This window comes from Alcanivorax sp. DG881 (assembly GCF_000155615.1).
GTDB lineage: Bacteria > Pseudomonadota > Gammaproteobacteria > Pseudomonadales > Alcanivoracaceae > Alcanivorax.
In genome coordinates this window covers 1109776-1128384 of sequence record NZ_DS989915.1, presented here as the reverse complement: position 1 = coordinate 1128384, position 18609 = coordinate 1109776, and the positions used below count along the sequence as shown (strand labels likewise).

The window sequence follows — 18609 nt, the reverse complement described above, 5'->3', positions numbered from 1 at the left end:
AAGGTGAAGCGATCCCGTGCACGGGTGACGGCGGTGTAGATGAGTTCCCGGGTGAGGAGCGGGTGGGGGGCGTCCGGTAGCACCAGCAGGGTGTGTCTGAATTCCGAGCCCTGGGATTTATGCACGGTCATGGCATAGACGGTTTCCACGCCGTCCAGGCGGCTGGGCAGCACCCATTTGATGCGGCCGTCGGGTAACTGGAACGCGACGCGCAGCAGTAACGCCGGTTTGCCATTTCTCTCTTCCCGCTTTTTTTCCTCAAGTAATGGCAGGGTCAGCCCCACATCGCCGTTCATCAAGCCCAGCTGATAATCGTTGCGCGTCATCATCACCGGGCGGCCCGGATACCATTCCCGTTCCGGGGCCAGGTCCTGCTGTTGCAGGTGGCGGGTGATACGCTGATTCAGTTGCTCCACCCCAAACGGCCCGCTGCGTAAACCGCTGAGCAGTTGCTGGTGGGTGAGTTGCTTGAGCAATGCGGCCGCCCAACCATCGAACTCTTCCCGTTGTGCCGGTGGTGTCGCCACCGCCTGAAACAGGGCACGTAAACCCGAGTGATCGCCACTGCCGTTGAGCAGCAGGGTTTCCAGTTGCTGGCCGTCGCTGCGCAAGGGGTGGCGATGCAGGCTGTCATCGTACTGTTGAAAAGCTTTGCGCACCTGCGGCAGGTTTTCTTCGTTCACCGCACGCGCCAGTTCGCCGATGCCGGGGCTGTCCTTGGAGCGCCAGTTGGTGCGCAGCATGGCGGTCTGCTGGGCGAGTGCGTTGCCCGGGGCCTGTTCGGTTTCCTGATAGCCGCTGATGTCGGCGCCGCAGGTGTCTCTGACAAATTCGATGGTGCCTTGTTGATAACGCCCCTGGTGGGCATGGCGGCACAAATCACCCATCACAGCGCCGGCTTCCACGCTGGCCAGCTGGTCCTTGTCGCCCAGCAGGATCAGCCGGGTGTGGGGACTCAGGGCTTCCAGCAAGCTGGCCATCATGTCCATGTCGATCATGCTGGCTTCGTCCACCACCACCAGATCCGCGTGCAGCGGATTGTCGGCATGGTGACGGAAGTGACGGCTGTCCGGGCGGGTGCCGAGCAGGCGGTGCAGGGTGGTGACTTCCGTGGGGATGGCGTCACGTACTGCGGTTTCCACCTCGAGTTTTTCTACCTGTTCGCCGATGGATTCGGTGAGCCGCGCGGCTGCCTTGCCGGTGGGGGCGGCGAGGCGAATACGCAGGCGCTGGTTCTCCGTCATGGCCAGGCTTTGCAGCAGCCCCAGCAGGCGAACCACGGTGGTGGTTTTGCCGGTGCCGGGGCCGCCGGTGATGATGCCGATACCGCTGCGGCTGGCCAGGGCGCAAGCCACCTGTTGCCAGTCGGTCTGGTCGCCGGCGTTCGGGAATAATCGGGCCAGGGCGTCGCGCAGACGCTCGGCAGGCAACGGGCTGACCGTGGCCAGTCGCTGGCTGATGGCCTCGGCGACGGACACTTCCCTGGCCCAGTTACGGCGCAGATAAAGGCGGCTGCCGTCCAGTACCAGGGGTGTGCTGCCGTCCTGACTGACCAGGGGGCTATGTTGCAGATCATGTAGCCAGTCATCCGGTTTGCCGGGCAGCAGGGAGACCAGCTCCGGCGGTGGGCTGGTGCCCCACAGCTGGGTGGCCAGTTCCCGGTTTTTCAGGTCCAGACACAGGTGGCCGCTGGCTTGTTGGTTGCTGGTGAAAGCGGCAAGTAGCAGGACGGGGTAACTTGCCTGCGGACATTGCTGGTTAAGAAAGCGGGCAATGGCCACGTCCAGATCGCGCAGCAAACTGTTGTCACGCAGCAGAAGCAGGGCATCTTCCCAGGTGAGGGCGGAGAACAGGTCAGATTGCATGGAAAGCCTCCGACCCAGTTGAAAGTTGAAAGTTGAAAGTTGAAACGCGGGAAAGCCCTGAGCCGGCCGAGCAGGGTCTACGCCGCGATTGATGTGCTGTGGGGCGCGGGCACGGCATTGCAGTGGCAGAAGGGCGTGTTCGCGCTTTTAAACTTTGAACTTTCAACTTTTAACTCTCCCTTGCTTCAAACATCACATCAAGCGCTTCAATCAATCCTGTCGCCGGTCGATCGAACACCGTCCCCGCCGCCGGGCCTTGCAGGCCGCGCAGGAAGACATAGACGGCGCCGCCCAGGTGCTGGTCGGGATCATAATCCGGCAGGCGGCTTTTCAGCAGGCGGTGCAGGGCCAGCAGGTAGAGTACGTATTGCACTTCGTAGCGTTTTTCCAGCACCGCGTCGGTCATGGCATCCAGGGTGTAGGCGCTGTCATCCACGCCCAGCCAGTTGGACTTGTAGTCGAGCACGTAGTATTTGCCATCGTGTTCGAACACCAGATCGATAAAGCCCTTGAGCATGCCGTTGAGGGTATCGGCTTCCAGTCGCGGGCGCGGATGCTGTGGATGGATATGCTGGCGGATCAGGGTGTCCATCTCAGCCACTTTCACCTGGTGGGCAGGGAACAGGAATTCCAGTTCCGGCACATAGGTGTGCAGGGTATTGAGGGCGATCCGGTCGTTTTCCAGCGGCAGGCTAGTGGTGACTGCCTGCTTCCACCAGTGGCGGATCACTTCCATAAAATCTTGCCAGCCCCGGGCCTGCAGTTTTTCTTCCACGCTGGTTTCAAACTCGGCGGGGTCGGCCAGGGTTTGCGTGAAGCTTTGGTTGGCGGCCTGCTCCAGCACATCGTGGAGCAGGGTGCCGGGTGCCGCGCCACGGGGGAAAGCGTGGATGGTATCTGGTAACGGCTCGGCGTCATCGATAACGGTGTCGTCCTGTTGCTCGGCCAGTTGATCGCCGCGCGGGTCCGCCGGGGCCAGGGTTTCCTGTACCTGTTTGAGGGCACTGTAGCTGGCAATCCACCAGGGTTGCCGTTGTCGCGCCACAGGAATTAGCGGCGTGCGCAGGGGCCGTGCTTGCGCTTTCGGTTGATAGCATTCCGGGTTGCTGTCTGGCGCGTTGATGATGGCGACCGCATCATGGGCCACCGGTGTCAGCGCGGCACGCAGGCCGTCGTTGGCCACCCCATTGCCGAACAGCAAACGGCCGATAGCGCTTTTCTCCAGCTGGTTCTGTTTGCCGCGGCCCTTGATGTAGGGCGCGATTCCCAGGGTGCAGGTGTGGCAAGCGCGAGTCAGGGCCACGTAGAGCAGACGCATGTCTTCGGCGAGCCGTTCGTGGTCCGCCTTGTTTTCCACCGTCTCGTCCGGTTCCAGTGAGACATTGAGATGATCGTTTTCGTGGTAGCGTAGCGGCGGCTTGTTCTTGTCCGCCGGGCGGAAGCTGCAGATAAAGGGCAGGTACACCAGTGGGTATTCCAGGCCCTTGGATTTGTGAATGGTGATCACTTTGACCCGGTCGTCGTCACTTTCCAGGCGCAGGATACTTTCCTTGCTGCTGCCGCGGCCTTCCTCAACCGTATCTTCCAGATAGCGGATCAATGACTGTTCGCCATCCAGCTGGGTGGCGGCCTGCTGCAGCAGTTCGGCCAGGTGCAGCAGGTTGGTCAGGGCGCGTTCGCCGTCCAGGCTCTGGCTGAGCCGGGCGGGTACATGAAAATCCATCAGCAGGCTGCGCAGCATGGGTAGCACGCCCTGGGTCTGCCATTGCTGGCGATAGCCGTGAAACTGCTCCACGGTTTCTTCCCAGCGCACTTCATCCTGATTGAGGGCATCCAGTTCCGCGTAGGCCAGGTCCAGCACAGCGCAGGCCAGGGCGCTGCGTACCCGGGTATCGGATTCCGGGGTGGCGCAGGCGTGCAGGATCAGCAGCAAGTCGTGGGCTTCGGGCTGGGCAAACACGGAATCCTGATCGGACAGATAGACGCTGCGTACCTGGCGTTCCATCAGTGCATCGCGGATGGCTTTGGCTTCGGTGCGATCGCGTACCAGGATGGCAATATCGTTGGGGTGCAGAGGCCGGAAGCTGTCGGTTTTCTGAAAGCCGGTGACGCCTTTTACGGCACCGTTAAGAAGATGGGCAATTTCACTGGCGCAGCGTGCCGCCTGCTCATCGCGGTACTGGCCGGCGCTGACCGGTTTTTCCTGCTCGTCCACCCACAGGGTAATGCCGGATTTTTCGTTGTTGTCGACTAACAGAACGTCCTTGCGACCGTTGGCCTGTACCGCTTCAAAGGGAATGGCGTTATCCATCATGAACACATCGCCAAAGGTATTCTGGCTGTAGCTGAACAGATGGTTCACGGCGTGGACCATGGCGTCGGCGCTGCGGAAGTTTTTGTCCAGGGTGTAGTGGTTGCCTTCGGTGGCCCGGCGGGCTTTCAGGTAGGTAAAGACATCGGCGCCACGGAACGCATAGATGGCCTGCTTGGGGTCACCGATCATGAACCAGCCGGTGCCTTCTTGCCCTTCATAGAGTGCGCAAAAGATCCCGTACTGAGTCGGGTCGGTATCCTGGAATTCGTCGATCAATGCCACCGGGAACTGGTCGCGGATGACTTGTGCCAGACGCTCACCGTTGCCGCCTTTCAAGGCATCGTGCAGGCGGCTGAGCATATCGTCGAAGCCCATGGTGGCGGTCTGGCGACGAACCTGATCCACCCGCCGGTCGATCCAGGCGGCGGCATGGGCAAGCAGGTCGGTGCGGGGCAGTTGCGTGTTCGCCCGGCCATCCATCACCGCATCCAGCTGCTGGCAGAAGGCAAAGTCCGGGCGCTGTTCCTGCCCGGCCTTGGTGAGCCTCATGCCTTCATTGGAAAACTTCGCCAGGGTGTCGTAGGCCTTGCCGTTCAATCGTTCGCCGTTGGCATAGCGCTGCAGGGTCTGCAGCATGCCGGGCAGGCTGGTGGTGCGGTAGCTGTTGCCGTTGAGCCATTTGTTATCGCGGGCAGCGCGCACCCATTCGAGAAACTCCGGCAGTTCGTCCGCCAGTTGCTGGCGGGCTTGTTGATCCTTGTCTGCTTGCGGGCCGGTTTGGGTGAGCCAGTGTGTGACGCTTTGCGGTAGTTCTTCCGGGTCGGCTTCTTTCAAACCGAGCAGGGGGCGGCAGGCCTCCAGCAGCGCATCCGGGTTGCCCAGGTTGTCGCTTTGCAGGGCATTGGCGGCGCTGACCGGGAATTTACTAATGATGGTGCGCCAGTAATCTCGCGCTGCCATTTGTTGTTCGTCGCTGGCGTCTTCCTGCAATTCCAGGCTGAACAGGCTGCCGGAATCGAAGGCGTGCTGTTTGAGCATGCGGTTGCAGAAACCGTGAATGGTGTAGATGGCGGCTTCGTCCATCCACTGGGCGGCGGCCTCCAGGCGCTGGGCGCAGCGGGCGCGGTCGTCCGGGGCACTATAGTCGTTAAGCAGTTCTGCCAGTACCGGGTCGTCGGCTTCGGCGTTGCTATCGGCAAAAATGCGGGCAGCATCAGCGAGCCGATCGCGGATACGTTCACGCAGTTCTTCGGTGGCCGCTTCGGTAAAAGTCACCACCAGAATTTCTGGTGGTAGCAGCGGACGTGAAAACCCGTTTTCGTCTCCATGACCCAGCACCAGACGCAGATAGAGGGCGGCCAGAGTAAAGGTCTTGCCGGTGCCGGCACTGGCTTCGATCAGCCGGGTGCCGTGCAGCGGGAAAGTGATCGGAAGCGGACGTTCAATGTTCATGCGTCATCTCCCGGTTCACGCCATTGAGCATGCTGGTAGAGCGGGGCATAGAGTTGTTCGGTCCAGTAGGCGAAGGCGCTTTGGTCGCCGTGGCGAACCGCGAGCAGGGTGTCGAAGTCGGCCCAGGCGCGGGCAATGGCCGGTTCCTTTTCCTGTTCGCCGGTGTGCATGAAACCGGATTCGAACACCTTGCGGGCTTCGCTTTCCCCCCGCTCTTTTTCTTCCCCTTTCAGCCAGGCGAAGGCGGTGGCGCAGGCCACGGGCAGCGGTTCGCACAGGGCTTGTTGCCAGGCGTGGCCCAGTTGATCCAGGCAGTGCTGGGCGTCGCTGCGGTTCAGGTGGGGAAGGGTGATGCGGCCATCCTGTCCCTGGATGTGGGTGGTCAGCGGATGCCCGGCGGCGCAGGCGGCCAGGTGCAGGGTCCAGTCCCGGGTGAGTTTGTCGAAGCGTTCTTTCAGCTTGCCGGTGTGCAGTACCAGCCGTTGGGCATTCGCAGCGGAGCCGCGCAAATCCGTGAGCCAGTCTTCTATCTGCAGCGGGCCGGCGTTGAGGCGGATTTCCTGTTGCGGCTGTGGTGTGCCGCACTCGGCCAGCAGGGCAAAGTAGTGTTCCAGTGGCTGCGACAGGGGCATCAGCAGGCTGTCACGGCTGCCCTCGTCAAAGGGCGCCAGGGGCAGGTCGCCGCTGCCGGCCAGGCGATCCAGAGTGTGGGTCATGGCGTCGCCGGCATGCTCGGGGCCGACGCGCAGGGCTTCACTGAGCAACTGGTCCTGTAACTGGAAACGTTGCAGGCCGTCGAAGGAAAAGGGTTCGCTGTCGTCCAGGACCTGGCGTTGCTGTTTCAGGCGAGCTTTCAGCCGTTGCTCGAAAAAATGCGCCACGGGTTGTTTGAGAAAGCGGCCCAAAGCAGCGCAGGTAATCGGCTCGTCGTTTTCCAGTGGCGGCAGGGGTTGGTCATTGCGGACCTTGTGCGCCTGACCATCGTGGAGGGCGCGCCATTCGTTGGCGTAGGTGTGTAGTGACGTATCGGGGACCGCATCCTGGTCGCTGTGGAAAAAATAGCGGGCGCTGAACGGTTGCAGTGGATGGGATACGGTGAGGGCGTCCACCGGTTCGCCCAGGTCGGTGCGCCAGCGTTGGTTGATATGGTCGCGCAGTTGCGCCACCAGCACCGAGGGCGGACGTTCGCTGTTGTCGCGCACGTTGCGACCGGTCCAGCTGATATAGAGGCTGTCGCGGGCGCTGAGCAGGGCTTCCAGAAACAGGTAGCGATCGTCGTCCCGGCGGGATCGGTCGCCGGGGCGATAGTTGCCCCACTGGCGCATCAGGTCGAAATCCATGGGCTGTTGCTGACGGGGGTAGTCGCCGTCCTTCATGCCCAGCAGGCAGACATGGCGGAAGGGAATGGCGCGCATGGGCATCAGGGTGCAGACGTTGATGCGCCCGGCCATGAATCGTTGCGACAGGCTTTCTGCATTCAGGGCATCGAGTAACGGGCGGCGGGCCACAGTGAGTGGCAGGGGGCTGTCGAAGTCGGCCTCGGCACAGGCGGCCAGCCAGTCGTTGAGGGCATCGCGCAGGCCCGCATCCAGGGTCTGGTCTGCTTCGTCCCCGGGGGCGAACAGGTCATCCAGCAATTGGGTAAAGCGTTGTTGCCACTGTCGGGCGCTGGCGTCTGTACGGCTTTGCTGCCAGTGCTGTTCCAGGGTGTCGAGCAGGCGGGACAGGCGCCCGGCCAGCTCCGCGCCCAGGCCAGCCACTTCGTCCAGCGGCTCGATGCCCATCCAGGCCGGGCCGTCGCCGAGCAGGTAGCCAGCCAGCATCCGTTTCAGGCCGAAGGCCCAGCTGTTCTGCTCGAAGTCGGGCACGTCCAGGGTCTTGCGTTGCGGGCTGTTCAGGCCCCAGCGAATGCGCGCCTGGTCGATCCAGCGGGCCAGTTGCGGCAGGTCGCCTTCGTCGATGCCGAAGCGCTCGCGCACCGCGGGCACATCCAGCAGGTCGAGAATATCGGTGGCGGTGAAGCGCCATTGCGGCAGGTGCAGCAAGGATTCTACTGCCTGGGCCAGCGGCGAGGCGGCGCCGGCACTGCGGTCGCTGAGGGTGTAGGGCAGGTAGCGTGGATCGTCCCGTTCCAGTCGCCCGAATACCGCATCAATGTGCGGCGCGTAGGCTTCGATGTCCGGCACCATCACGATCACATCGCGGGGCTGCAGGGTAGGATCGTTGCTGAAACGATCCAGCAGTTCATCCTGAAGGATTTCCACTTCTCGCTGAGCGCTGTGGCCGATACGGAACTGAAGAGAGCTGTCCATTTCCAGGGGCGGACGTCGGTCCGGCGCGGGCAGCGGCTCCAGATCGAGAATGTCCTGCTGCAACTGTTGCAACAGGGTATGCGGCTCGCGGCTTTCAAACAGATCGATTTGGTTCTGGAAGGCGCTGCGATAACTGTCCGGGTCGTCGTGGTCGTAGAGCAGACCAATAAAGTCCCGGCCCTGTTTGCCCCAGGCGGCCAGCAGTGGATTGACCCGGTTTTCCGGCAGGGCGGTCAGGTGGCGTTTGCGGTTGTCCAACTGGCGGCGCAGCAGTTGTTTGTCTTCGACGATATCCGCCCAGTAATGTTGGCAGGGGTTTTGTACCAGCATCAGGATCTGGCAATGCTGGCTGAGCGCGGCCAAGGCTTCCAGGGCCTGCTGGGGCAGGGCGCTGATACCGAAGATGATCAGCCGGCGTGGCAGGCCCGGCGGTGGCGTGTCCTGTTGTTGAGTGAGTGCAGCCATGAAATCCCGGTGGATGGCGCTGCGGCTGAGGCCTTGTTTGCTGTCATCCATGTCCGTCAGCAGGGCACGCCACAAGTGCGCTTGCCATAACTGGCTGGCGGGAAAGTCATCGAAGGTGTCGCGATCCTGGGCCTTGCGCAGGCGGTCGTTGCTGCTTTCCCAATCTGCCAGCCAGTCCGCCCGATACATCTGATAGGCATCGAACAGATCCGCCAGCCGTTCGGCCAGCTGATGGCGTTTGCGGCCATCCACGTCGTCGGCGAGAAAATGGCGCAGGGGGCCAAAGTGCTCGTTGTTCAGCAAGGCAGGCAGCAGCCGGTACAGGCGCCATAGCAAGCGGGACTTGTCGAAGGGTGAGGTGCGCGGCACCTGGTCTTCACCGAGCACGGTGCGGTAGGCGCCCCACAGGAACCGGGCGGGCATCTGGAACTGGAAACCGGCACTGATACCCAGGGCATCCGCCAGTTGCAGTTTCAGCCATTGGGCCATGCCGTTGGACTGCACCAGAAAGGTTTCCGTTTCCAGTGGTGGCAGTGGCTCACGCTGCAGCCAGTCCGCCACCAGCTCGGTGAGGGTTTCCAGACGGTTGCCGTGCAGCACCATCAGCCCGTTTTGCATGGACATTCCTTGCGCGAAATTGCGTTTGTGCGAAAGGGCCTAGCCTAAGGGAGAAGCGATTGCCGCGCTACAACAGCTAGCCACATCTGGTGCAAAGGAGGGGATGCTAAAGGAGGGAGGTAGCCAGATTGTGTTGTGGGGAAATAATTGGGTGGCAGGGGCGAGTGACGAGAAGCGAGTCTCGAAAAGCAAAAACCATTCTTCGGTTGAAGGTTTTGACTTTCGCAACTCGCTCCTCGCCACTCGCTACTGAATCGCTACAGCACGCTCATCCACCAGTTAAGCCGTTCGCGCTTTTGCGGCTGTGGTTTTTCCTGCTGCTCTTGCGCTGGCGGGGTGTCGGCTTCACTGGCCTGGCTGGGCTGAATGCCGAAGGTCGGATACAGCGATGCCACCAGCAGCATCGCCATGGCTCGGTTAAAGGCGCGCAGACGCTGCCCCTGATGCAGCCAGTTCTTCAGCACCGCGCCAAACAGGTTCCAGCTGCTGATCAGCGGTAATCCGACAATCAGGAAGGTGCCAGCAATGATTGCTGCGCTAAGGGTAAAGTTCTGCGGCTGGGTAAAGGTGGCCACACCGGTGAGAATCATCATCCAGGCCTTGGGGTTTACCCACTGAAACAGGGCCGCCTGCATGAAGGTCAGCGGTTTGGCGTTGTAGCGATTGCTTTTCAGGTTGCGGGTGCGCACCAGTTGCCAGGCCAGATACAACAGATACAAGGCACCGCCCACACGCAGTGCGGTAACGGCTTGTGGGAAGCGGGTTAGTAGCTGACCGAGCCCCAGCGCTACGCACAGCAGTATTACCTGACAGCCGATGGCGATGCCCAGAATGTGCGGCAAGGAACGGCGGAAACCTGCGTTGGCACCGGATGCCATCAGCATCAGGTTGTTGGGGCCGGGGGTGCCGGTCATCACGGCGACAAAGCCGATAAGTGCCACAAACTGTTCCGTCGACATGGCAGTGATCCTTCTTTTCTGAAGATGGTTCAACAGACTAGGTGGACAGCGCAGGTCAATACAGATATAAAAAAATTAAATTGGAGCGGTACAGATTATGTGAATAGCCATCTGTACCGCTTTTTTTGCAAAAAACTGTACCGGTAACAGGCCTTATGACCCTCTATCAAAGTCTGGCTGATCGTTTGCAGGGGCTGATCAGTGATCAGGTATACCCGGTGGGTAGCCGTCTGCCCGGCGTGCGGGTGCTGGCGGAACAGCAACAGGTCAGCGTGTCCACGGCGGTGAATGCGTGCCGGGAGCTGGAACAGCGCGGTGTGCTGGAGGCGCGCCCCCGCTCGGGGTATTACGTCCGGCAGCCGCCGGTGCTGCGCGAGCCTCCCAGGGTGGCGACGGCCAGCCGGAAACCTCGCAAGATCACCGGGCAGGAACAGGTTCTGCAGATGCTGCAGAACGTGAACAACCCGGCGGTGGTCAATCTCGGCGCGGCGGTGCCGGCGCCGGAATTTATGCCGGTGGCGGCCATGGAGCGGGTTTTTCATGGTGTGTTGCGTGAGCAACGGCGTCGTTGTGTGGGGTATGAATTCCCGCCCGGGGCACCGGAGTTGCGCACCCAGATCGCCCGTCGATTGGCGGGCATGCAATGCGCGGTGGCACCGGAAGAGGTGCTGATTACCAATAGCTGCCAGGAATCCGTGGCGATTGCCCTCAAGCTCACGACGCGCCCCGGCGATACCGTGGCGATTGAGTCGCCCACGTATTACGGCCTGCTGCAGGTGATCGAATCTTTGGGGTTGAAGGCACTGGAGATTCCCACCGACCCGGAGCAAGGGATCTCGCTGGAGGCGTTAACACTGGCCCTGGAGCGCTGGCCGGTGGCCGCCTGTGTGGTGGTGCCGAATTTTTCCAATCCGTTGGGCGTGTGTTTGTCTGATGCCCGCAAGCGGGCCCTGCTGACGTTGCTGGGCCGTTATCAGGTGCCCTTGGTTGAAGATGATATCTATGGGGATCTGCCGCTTTCCGGACCGCGTCCCCGGCCCATCAAAAGCTGGGATGATGACGGCCTGGTGTACTACTGCGCTTCATCCTCAAAAACCTTGTCTGCCGGGTTGCGGGTGGGCTGGCTGGTGTCGCCACCGGCGCAGCAGGAACGCGCAGAATATCTGCAGTTCATCAATACCGTTTCGGTGAATACGCCGGGGCAACTGGCCCTGGCAAAGTATCTGGAAACCGGGCGTTATGACCGTTTTCTTCGCCAGTTGTGCGGAGATCATGCATTGGGGGTGGCAAGAATGACGGAGCGGGTCACCCAGCTTTTTCCCCGGCAAACCCGGGTCAGCCGTCCGGCCGGCGGGTTCGTTCTGTGGGTAGAATTGCCCGACGACGTGGACACCACAGAGTTGATGGCGGCCGCGCTGGAAAAGGGCGTCAGCTTTGCGCCGGGGATTTTGTTTTCCGCGTCCGGGAAATTCAGCAATTGCCTGCGGCTCAATTGTGCCGTGAAGTGGGATAACCGGGTGGAACAGGCACTGGTGACGCTGTCGCGGTTGTTGTAACGGCGGAGTGGAAGGCTACTTTGTCGTTACGAGAAGCGAGAAGCGAGAAGATAAAACCGGTTTTGCATTTCGCTTCTCGCAACTCGGATTCTTATGCCTTCGGCGACGTCGCCTGGGTTTGGCTTACATCATCACCGAGCCAAGCACTTCGCGCTTGTCGTCCTGCACTTTGATGACCTGCCCGCCTTCCTTGATCAGGGTATAACGTTCCTGCGTAGCGATGACCGAGATGGAACCATCGGCGTTATAGGTCAGTTCAGCTTCATTGCCCAACCCGTCGGTCACGGTCTCGGTGGTGCCAGCCACCTTGGCGCCTTCCTTGCTGATCGGGTTGGTGCCAGTCCAGAACTCGATGGAGTTAAAAATGATGATATCGCCCAGCAACGACAGGCCGTAAACGGGAATCCACCAGAAGGCAAAGGAAATCCCCTGATTGACGAACTTGTTGTTGGTGGCGTCTGCGTTCCAGTCCTGCACGGTATCGAACAGGGCATTCTGGCCAAGGCAGCCAGTCAGCAGAGCGGCGACAGATACGCTGGTGATGATCTTTTTCATCGGACTCTCCTCGGGTTTGGGTGAGTTCATTATTGCTGTCATTCAGCCACGAGGAAAAGAGGGGAAGCAGGGACAGTGAATAATTAATCGTTAATAACGACGCGATTTAAGTGTCGTGTTGTTGTAAACGCAAGAGGCCGCACCCGTACTCCGGGCGCGGCCTCTTGCATTTAAAGTTAACTACGCTCTCGCGCGCCGTTGTTAACTATTCGCTATTAATTATTAATTGGCGTTACTCGCTTTCCATCTCCGCCAGCTCGTCTTCGAAGAAGAATTTCTCTTCACCGAAAGCGGGTTCCAGGTGGTTCAGCCAGGTGGCGTCTTCGTTGTACTTGGCGAAGAAGGGGCGTTGCACCCAGTCGTGGTTGCGGCCCTGAATGAAACGCAGGGCGAACACTTTCTCGCCGTTGATTTCGGTAACGCCCTGGATTTCCACCTTGCCCGGGTGGCTGGACATGCTCGGGCCTCGCGCGGTGCGGGCGATGCCGGATACCTGTTTCATGGCGTCGCGATAGATTTCCCAGGCCTTGGCCAGGGGCACTTCAAAGTAATGGCGGGCGCCGGTGTCGCGTTCCACAAACATGTAGTAAGGGATGATGCCCAGCTCGACCTGGGTCTGCCACAGGCGCGCCCAGTCGTCGGCGTTGTCGTTGATGTGTGCCAGCAGCGGGCCCTGGGCGCGAATCACCGCGCCGGTGGCGCGTACCCGCTTCACCGCTTCACGGGCGATGTCGGTTTCCAGTTCCTGCCAGTGGTTGTAGTGCGCCATCAGCGCCAGGTGTTTGCCGCTGGCGATCACTTCCTCGAACAGGTCCAGCAGGTCCTGGGCGTCGGCATCGGATACCACGCGTTGGGGCCAGAAGGTGAGTGCCTTGGAGCCGATGCGGATGGTGCGAATCTGTTCCAGTTCCAGCAGCGGCTCGATATGAGCCCGCAGGTTCTTGGTTTTCATTACCAGCGGGTCGCCACCGGTGATCAGCACATCGGAAATTTCCGGGTGGGCCTGAATGTATTTCTTCAGCTGGCCGGCTTCCTTGGTGGCGATTTTCAGGTCGTTATCACCGATGAACTGGGCCCAGCGGAAGCAGAAGGTGCAGTAGCTGTGACAGACCTGGCCCTGGCTGGGAAAAAACAGCACAGTCTCGTTGTACTTGTGCTGCACGCCATCGATCTTCTCGCCGTCCACTTCCGGCATGTTGTGTTCCATCTGCCCGGCGGGGTGCGGGTTTAGCGCTTCACGTACTTCGGCGATGGTGGCCTTGATTTCGGCCTTGTCGCCGCCGCGCATGGCCTCGGCGACCTTGTCGAAGTGTTCCGGGGCCAGCATGCCCTTCTGGGGGAAGGTGAGCTGGTAGATGGGGTCATTGGGGACATTGTCCCAGTTGATCAACTCATTGATGACGTATTCATTGACCCGAAACGGCAGCACATTGGCTACCACGTCCATGGCAAAGCGGGTCTCGTCGTCCAGGCGTTTGAGCGGCTCGATCTTGTCGAGCTGGCGGGCCGTGTAGACCTTGAACCGGCGGGGTTCGTCGTAGGCATGTTCGGCAGATTGAGCCAGCTTGTCGGTGCTCTCACGGGTGTCCTGGTGCAGCGGAATAACCGTATTGGTTTCGGGCATGGTATCGCTCCTCATCATGCGCCGGCATGACGATAACGCCGTCAACACCGGTACACTGGTTGCCTAAACCAGCGGAATTAGTCGTTACTACTGATGGCCAGCGGCGGCTGGCGCTGAGTCGGGCTTGTCTGGCCCGTTTAACGTGCGTCGGCAAGGCGACGCAGAGGACTTGGAACGGATCGCCCCCCAGCCTGATCGGGGAGGAGAGTGGTCATTTGCTGCACGCTGTTTAATAGGCGCCAGCCGACCAGTGTTCCAAAAGAGAGCGTATTCTAGGGAAGCGGCGCGCAAAGCGCAAAGCCCGGCGGATGTGGCTCTCGCCGGTTATGCTATCGTTGAACGGATACCCGCTTCAGAGACGGAACTGAATGCCTTTGGATGTCACTTACTGGACCGCTGAAATCGACGCCTTACTGACGATGCTGGACCCCTATTGGCCCTATATGGCGGCGGCCATTAGTATCGGGTTGGCGGTGACGGTGACGGTGCATGTCGCTCAGAATAAGCAGGATGCCCGTGCGGCGGCGGCCTGGACCGGGCTGGTCTGGCTGGTGCCGGTGCTGGGTGCGCTGCTCTATTACATCCTGGGCGTTAATCGTATTCGCCGGCGGGCACGTCAGCTTACCGGTGGGCTGATTGACAGCAATGATGGCTGGCGCGTTGCAGCCGAGCCGGAACCGGACCTGAAACACTTGAAAATCCTCAGTCGCCTGGTGGGGCGGCTGACCCACTTGCCGCTCACCGACGGTAACCGTATTACCCTGCTGGATGCCCCCGGTGCTTACCAGGCCATGTTAGACGCCATCGACAATGCCAATGAAAGCATTTATCTGGCCACCTATATTTTCGGCAACGATGCCGCCGGTAAACCGCTGGCCGATGCCCTCGCCTCGGCAGTGGCCCGTGGGGTCAAGGTGCGGGTGTTGGTGGACGGCGTCGGTGCTCTCTATTCCCTGCCGTCGGTGGTCTGGCGCCTGCGCCGTGGCAAGGTGCCGGTGGAGCGTTTTCTGTATTCCCTGGCCCCCTGGCGTATGCCGTACCTGAATCTGCGCAATCATCGTAAATTCATGGTGGTGGATCGCCGTTATGGTTTTACCGGTGGCATGAACATCCGCGCCGGCTATATACAACAACCGCCGAAGATTACCGACCTGCATGCTGGCATCGAAGGGCCAGTGGTGGGGCAGCTATTGCGCAGCTTTGCCGCAGACTGGTATTTCACCAGCGGTGAGTTGCTGGACACCAGTTACCGCGGCCCGGCCTGGCTGGGCAGTGTGCAGTCCCGGGGCATCAGTGCCGGCCCGGATGCGGATTTCGACAAGCGTCGCATGACGCTGCTGGCGGCCATTGGCAGCGCCGAATCCCGTATTCGCATCGTCACCCCGTATTTCGTGCCCGACCTGACCTTGCTGGCCACCCTGCAACTGGCGCTGCTGAAAGGGGTGCGGGTACAGATTGTGGTGCCCCGCAAGAACAACCTGCGCCTGGTGCACTGGGCCAGCCTGCATGCCCTGCGCTGGCTGGTCGCCGAAGGGGCTGAGCTCTATCTGTCGCCGCCGCCATTTGATCACAGCAAGGTGATGACGGTGGATCAGCACTGGGTCATGTTGGGGTCGGGTAACTGGGATGCGCGCAGCCTGCGGCTGAATTTCGAGTTTGACCTGGAGTGTTACGGGGAGGCGCTGGCGGAGCAAATTGATGAAGCGCTGGATGAGCGGATTGCGCTTTCGCAACGGCTGGATCAGGCCGGCTTCCGGCAAATGGCGCCCTGGCGGCGGGTGCGCAATGCACTGGCGCACATGATGGAGCCTTATCTGTAGGCACGCAGGGACGGTGTGGCGACGGGGTAGAGTTGAGCCGCAATGGCAAAATGCCATTATTTGTGTGGTCTTGATCACGGTCTCCCGGTTTTAAGGGATACATCGGCCGAACTCTTGGTTATAAAGTAGCCGATTAAACAGGGTGTTTAATCGCCACCCAATACGGATCATTGCGTAACAGCGCGGACGTTGCGCGCAACACTGTCAGGACGATGATGATAAAAAAACTGACAACACTGCTATTACTGGTGCTGGTAGCCATGCCGGCCCTGGCCAGCGATGGGGAATGGGTGCTGGTGACCGACCGGGACGGCATTCAGGTATTCCGCCAGGATGACGGGGACTCACGCCTGAAAACCTTCCGGGGCGTGGCCGATCTGCAGGTGAACGACTTCAACGCCATCGGCGCCTTGCTGGATGATTACGACGCGGTGGCGTCGTTTATGCACATGGTGTCGGAAATCCGTGATCTGAAACGTAACTCCCCCTATCAACGGGACGTCTACGTGACGACACGCCTGCCGTGGCCGGTGAAAGACCGTGATGCCCCCCTGCGGGTGACCTTTTATCAGGAGCCGGACACGCTGGATCTGGTGATGCCCTTTGCGTTGCACGCAGCGGCTTATCCGGAGCAGGCGCACTATGTACGCATGCCGCAAATGGAAGGGTATTACCGGTTTTCCCCGGGCGAGGCGGGCAAGGTGCAGGTGACCATCGAAGTAGTGCTGGATCCGGGTGGCGCATTGCCGGCCTGGTTGGCCAACATCATTCTTCGGGATATTCCGTATTTCTCGCTACGCCGCTTGCAGCGCGTGATCAATCAGCCCCGTTTCCAGGGCATTGCCCACGGGTACTACCAGACGCCGGGCGCCTGGCAGCAAGCCGGCGAGGTTCGTGAGGTGGCCGATGCCACCCGTGAAGCCAAGGCTAGCGCTTCAGGGGTGAGCCCGGCCCCATCAGAGCCCAGATAATCAGGCCGATCAGCGGCACAATCAGCACCAATAGCACCCACAGCACCTTGGCACCGGTCTCTGCGGACGATTGGATAATCATTACGATGGCGTAAATCGCCACGGCCAGTTGTAACAGTCCCAGTAATTTCATCGACATTCCCTTTTTGTCCGACGTGAAACCTTAATCTAGAGGACTTGGGCGAAGCGGTAAATCACCGGGGTGTAAAACCCGGTCAACTTTCCTGACGATGGGGTTGCTGGCGGCGCGTTCCGACCAGCATCAAGCCGCTATAGAGCAGAGCCACCACTGCCAGGCCGGCCCCCAGCAGAACAACACCCCACCAGCCCTGGTGCTCGTAGGCAGCGGCAGACGCCAGTGAACCGGAGGCGCCCCCCAGGAAATACACAAACATGTAGCCGGAGTTGAGCCGGTTGCGGGCGCTTTCATCCAGCGAAAACACCATGTTCATATTGGTGATGTGCACGGCCTGAAGCGCCAGATCCAGCAGCACGATCCCGGCGAGCAGTGCAATAAGCGAGGTGCCGCCCAGCCCCAGTAACCCCCAGGACAGCAGCAGGATCACGATGCCAATGATCGTCAGCCGCTGGCCGTGGCCACGGTCGGCCAGCACGCCGGCGTGGCGGGCCGACAGGGCGCCCGCTGCCCCGGCCAGGCCAAACAGGCCAATGGTGGCATCGTTGAAGCCCCAGGGTTCGGCGGACAAGAGGAAGGCCAGGGATGTCCACAGCACGCTGAACATGGCAAAGCCCAGAAAGCCGAGTACGGAGCGCTGGCGATACATCTTGTACCGCAGAAACAATCCAGCGATGGAGGTAATCAGCTGACCATAGTGCAGCGAGGCGGGCTGGTGGTAGCGGGGCAGCAAGCGCCACAGGGCCAGCGTATTGAGCAACATCAACGCAGCGGCCACCCAGTAGACGGTATGCCAGTCGCCCAGGGAGGACAGGGCTCCCGCCACGGTGCGTGCCAGCAGAATGCCCAGCAACAGCCCGCTCATCACCGTGCCCACCACCTTGCCGCGGGTTTCCAGTGGCGCCAGCGTGGCGGCAAACGGCACCAGCACCTGTGCCACCACCGAAAACGCCCCGGTGATGGCGGTGCCCGCCAACAGCATCGGCAACGAACGGGCACTGGCGCTGATCAGCAACCCGACCATGGCCAGCAGCATCATGATAACAATCAAGCGGCGCCGCTCGACCAGATCACCGAGTGGCACCAGCAGAATCAGCCCCACGGCGTAGCTGGCCTGGGCGGTCGTGACAATGATGCCGGCCTTGGCGTAACTCAGGCTGAGTTGATCTGCGATGGTGTGCAGCAGCGGCTGGGCGTAATAGTTACTGGCCACTACCAGACCGGTCGTGGTGGCCATTAGCAACACGAGAAGCGGGCTAAGTGGCGAAGAGGCGGGCGTGTCGTGGGTCATGCGGAATCCTGGTGTCCGTGCGCGGCGACAGTGTCTGGCAAAGGGGAAGGGGGAGCCAGAGTAGTTAGCTGATCGGATTGATAGAAAAAGGTGATGCAGACAAAAACGGAAAGATGGTGCCCCGGAGACGATTCGAACGTCCGACCTAGCGCTTAGGAGGCGCTTGCTCTATCCAACTGAGCTACCGGGGCTGAAGCAGTGACGATTGTAAGGACTTTTAGTCGTGGTGCCAGTTTCCGGGGAGCAAGCGGCTATTTTGTCGGCGCTTACTCGCCCAGCGGGCGCCGGCGAAGCGGCGGTATCCGCATCGCGTTCGTTCGGCCAAAGCACGCTTTGGAAAGCCCTGACCTCACCCAACTGAGCTACCGGGGAATTATTACGCGGGCAGATTGTACGGAGTTTTGTTCTTGGTGCCAGTTTTAGGCAGCCAAGGGGTATCTCCTGTGGGTCCAATCTTGAGCCCGGAGGTTTTCCGTAGGTCGAATTAGGCCGAAGGCCGTAATCCGACACGCTAAGGTGTCGCCTCTGTGTCGGATTACGCCTCCGACCTACGAAATTGAGCTACCGGGGCTTTAAAGGGGGGTAATTGTAAGGACTTTTGGTTGTGGTGCCAGCCCTGGAATAGCAAGTGGCTATTATTAAACCGGCAATTGAATACGTTGGATCATGCT

At 60.6% G+C, this 18609-nt stretch carries 11 protein-coding genes and 1 tRNA gene; 3 read left to right on the top strand and 9 right to left on the bottom strand.

Going from position 1 to position 18609, the window contains the following annotated elements; all coding sequences use genetic code 11:
* The 4 genes from recD to ADG881_RS04990 all read right to left on the bottom strand — a co-directional run.
* A partial coding sequence (gene recD, locus ADG881_RS05005; protein WP_039926242.1) for an exodeoxyribonuclease V subunit alpha occupies positions 1–1865 on the bottom strand: 1865 nt, incomplete at its 3' end.
* A 169-nt stretch (positions 1866–2034) separates the two neighbouring features.
* A complete protein-coding gene (gene recB, locus ADG881_RS05000) occupies positions 2035–5631 on the bottom strand; it encodes an exodeoxyribonuclease V subunit beta (RefSeq protein WP_007148392.1) in 3597 nt (1198 codons plus the stop codon).
* Positions 5628–9026, bottom strand: a complete 3399-nt coding sequence (gene recC / locus ADG881_RS04995) for an exodeoxyribonuclease V subunit gamma (RefSeq protein WP_050760119.1) — start codon at positions 9024–9026, stop codon at positions 5628–5630. Before recC ends, recB begins: the two co-directional genes overlap by 4 nt.
* Before the next feature lie 257 nt (positions 9027–9283).
* A complete protein-coding gene (locus ADG881_RS04990; RefSeq protein WP_007150010.1) occupies positions 9284–9985 on the bottom strand; it encodes a LysE family translocator in 702 nt (233 codons plus the stop codon).
* 155 nt (positions 9986–10140) lie between these two features.
* On the opposite strand from ADG881_RS04990, the gene ADG881_RS04985 reads away from it, so the two are divergent.
* Positions 10141–11541, top strand: a complete 1401-nt coding sequence (locus ADG881_RS04985; protein ID WP_007149247.1) for a PLP-dependent aminotransferase family protein — start codon at positions 10141–10143, stop codon at positions 11539–11541.
* Positions 11542–11664: 123 nt separating this feature from the next.
* Here the strand turns inward: ADG881_RS04985 and ADG881_RS17220 are convergent, their stop codons facing one another.
* Complete coding sequence (locus ADG881_RS17220) at positions 11665–12096, bottom strand: DUF3332 family protein (protein WP_007148671.1); 432 nt, start codon at positions 12094–12096, stop codon at positions 11665–11667.
* 232 nt (positions 12097–12328) lie between these two features.
* Positions 12329–13720, bottom strand: a complete 1392-nt coding sequence (locus ADG881_RS04975; RefSeq protein WP_007148878.1) for a KamA family radical SAM protein — start codon at positions 13718–13720, stop codon at positions 12329–12331.
* A 368-nt stretch (positions 13721–14088) separates the two neighbouring features.
* On the opposite strand from ADG881_RS04975, the gene ADG881_RS04970 reads away from it, so the two are divergent.
* Positions 14089–15540, top strand: coding sequence for a phospholipase D-like domain-containing protein (locus ADG881_RS04970; RefSeq protein ID WP_007150256.1), 1452 nt, complete (start codon positions 14089–14091; stop codon positions 15538–15540).
* A 215-nt stretch (positions 15541–15755) separates the two neighbouring features.
* Positions 15756–16511, top strand: coding sequence for an START domain-containing protein (locus ADG881_RS04965; RefSeq protein WP_198004996.1), 756 nt, complete (start codon positions 15756–15758; stop codon positions 16509–16511).
* Here the strand turns inward: ADG881_RS04965 and ADG881_RS17335 are convergent.
* The 3 genes from ADG881_RS17335 to ADG881_RS04955 form a co-directional block, all read right to left on the bottom strand.
* Positions 16468–16644, bottom strand: a complete 177-nt coding sequence (locus ADG881_RS17335) for a PLDc N-terminal domain-containing protein (protein ID WP_007149801.1) — start codon at positions 16642–16644, stop codon at positions 16468–16470. The genes ADG881_RS04965 and ADG881_RS17335 overlap by 44 nt on opposite strands.
* Before the next feature lie 82 nt (positions 16645–16726).
* Positions 16727–17938, bottom strand: a complete 1212-nt coding sequence (locus tag ADG881_RS04960) for an MFS transporter (RefSeq protein WP_039926238.1) — start codon at positions 17936–17938, stop codon at positions 16727–16729.
* A 114-nt stretch (positions 17939–18052) separates the two neighbouring features.
* A tRNA-Arg gene (locus ADG881_RS04955) sits at positions 18053–18129 on the bottom strand.
* Positions 18130–18609 lie beyond the last annotated feature (480 nt).

What these genes read in the sequence shown, in the direction of transcription:
- recB (WP_007148392.1), bottom strand. Translation starts at nt 5,631, where the DNA reads ATGAACATTGAACGTCCGCTTCCGATCACTTTCCCGCTGCACGGCACC.
- recC (WP_050760119.1), bottom strand. Translation starts at nt 9,026, where the DNA reads ATGCAAAACGGGCTGATGGTGCTGCACGGCAACCGTCTGGAAACCCTC.
- ADG881_RS04990 (WP_007150010.1), bottom strand. Translation starts at nt 9,985, where the DNA reads ATGTCGACGGAACAGTTTGTGGCACTTATCGGCTTTGTCGCCGTGATG.
- ADG881_RS04985 (WP_007149247.1), top strand. Translation starts at nt 10,141, where the DNA reads ATGACCCTCTATCAAAGTCTGGCTGATCGTTTGCAGGGGCTGATCAGT.
- ADG881_RS17220 (WP_007148671.1), bottom strand. Translation starts at nt 12,096, where the DNA reads ATGAAAAAGATCATCACCAGCGTATCTGTCGCCGCTCTGCTGACTGGC.
- ADG881_RS04975 (WP_007148878.1), bottom strand. Translation starts at nt 13,720, where the DNA reads ATGCCCGAAACCAATACGGTTATTCCGCTGCACCAGGACACCCGTGAG.
- ADG881_RS04970 (WP_007150256.1), top strand. Translation starts at nt 14,089, where the DNA reads ATGCCTTTGGATGTCACTTACTGGACCGCTGAAATCGACGCCTTACTG.
- ADG881_RS04965 (WP_198004996.1), top strand. Translation starts at nt 15,756, where the DNA reads ATGATAAAAAAACTGACAACACTGCTATTACTGGTGCTGGTAGCCATG.
- ADG881_RS17335 (WP_007149801.1), bottom strand. Translation starts at nt 16,644, where the DNA reads ATGAAATTACTGGGACTGTTACAACTGGCCGTGGCGATTTACGCCATC.
- ADG881_RS04960 (WP_039926238.1), bottom strand. Translation starts at nt 17,938, where the DNA reads ATGACCCACGACACGCCCGCCTCTTCGCCACTTAGCCCGCTTCTCGTG.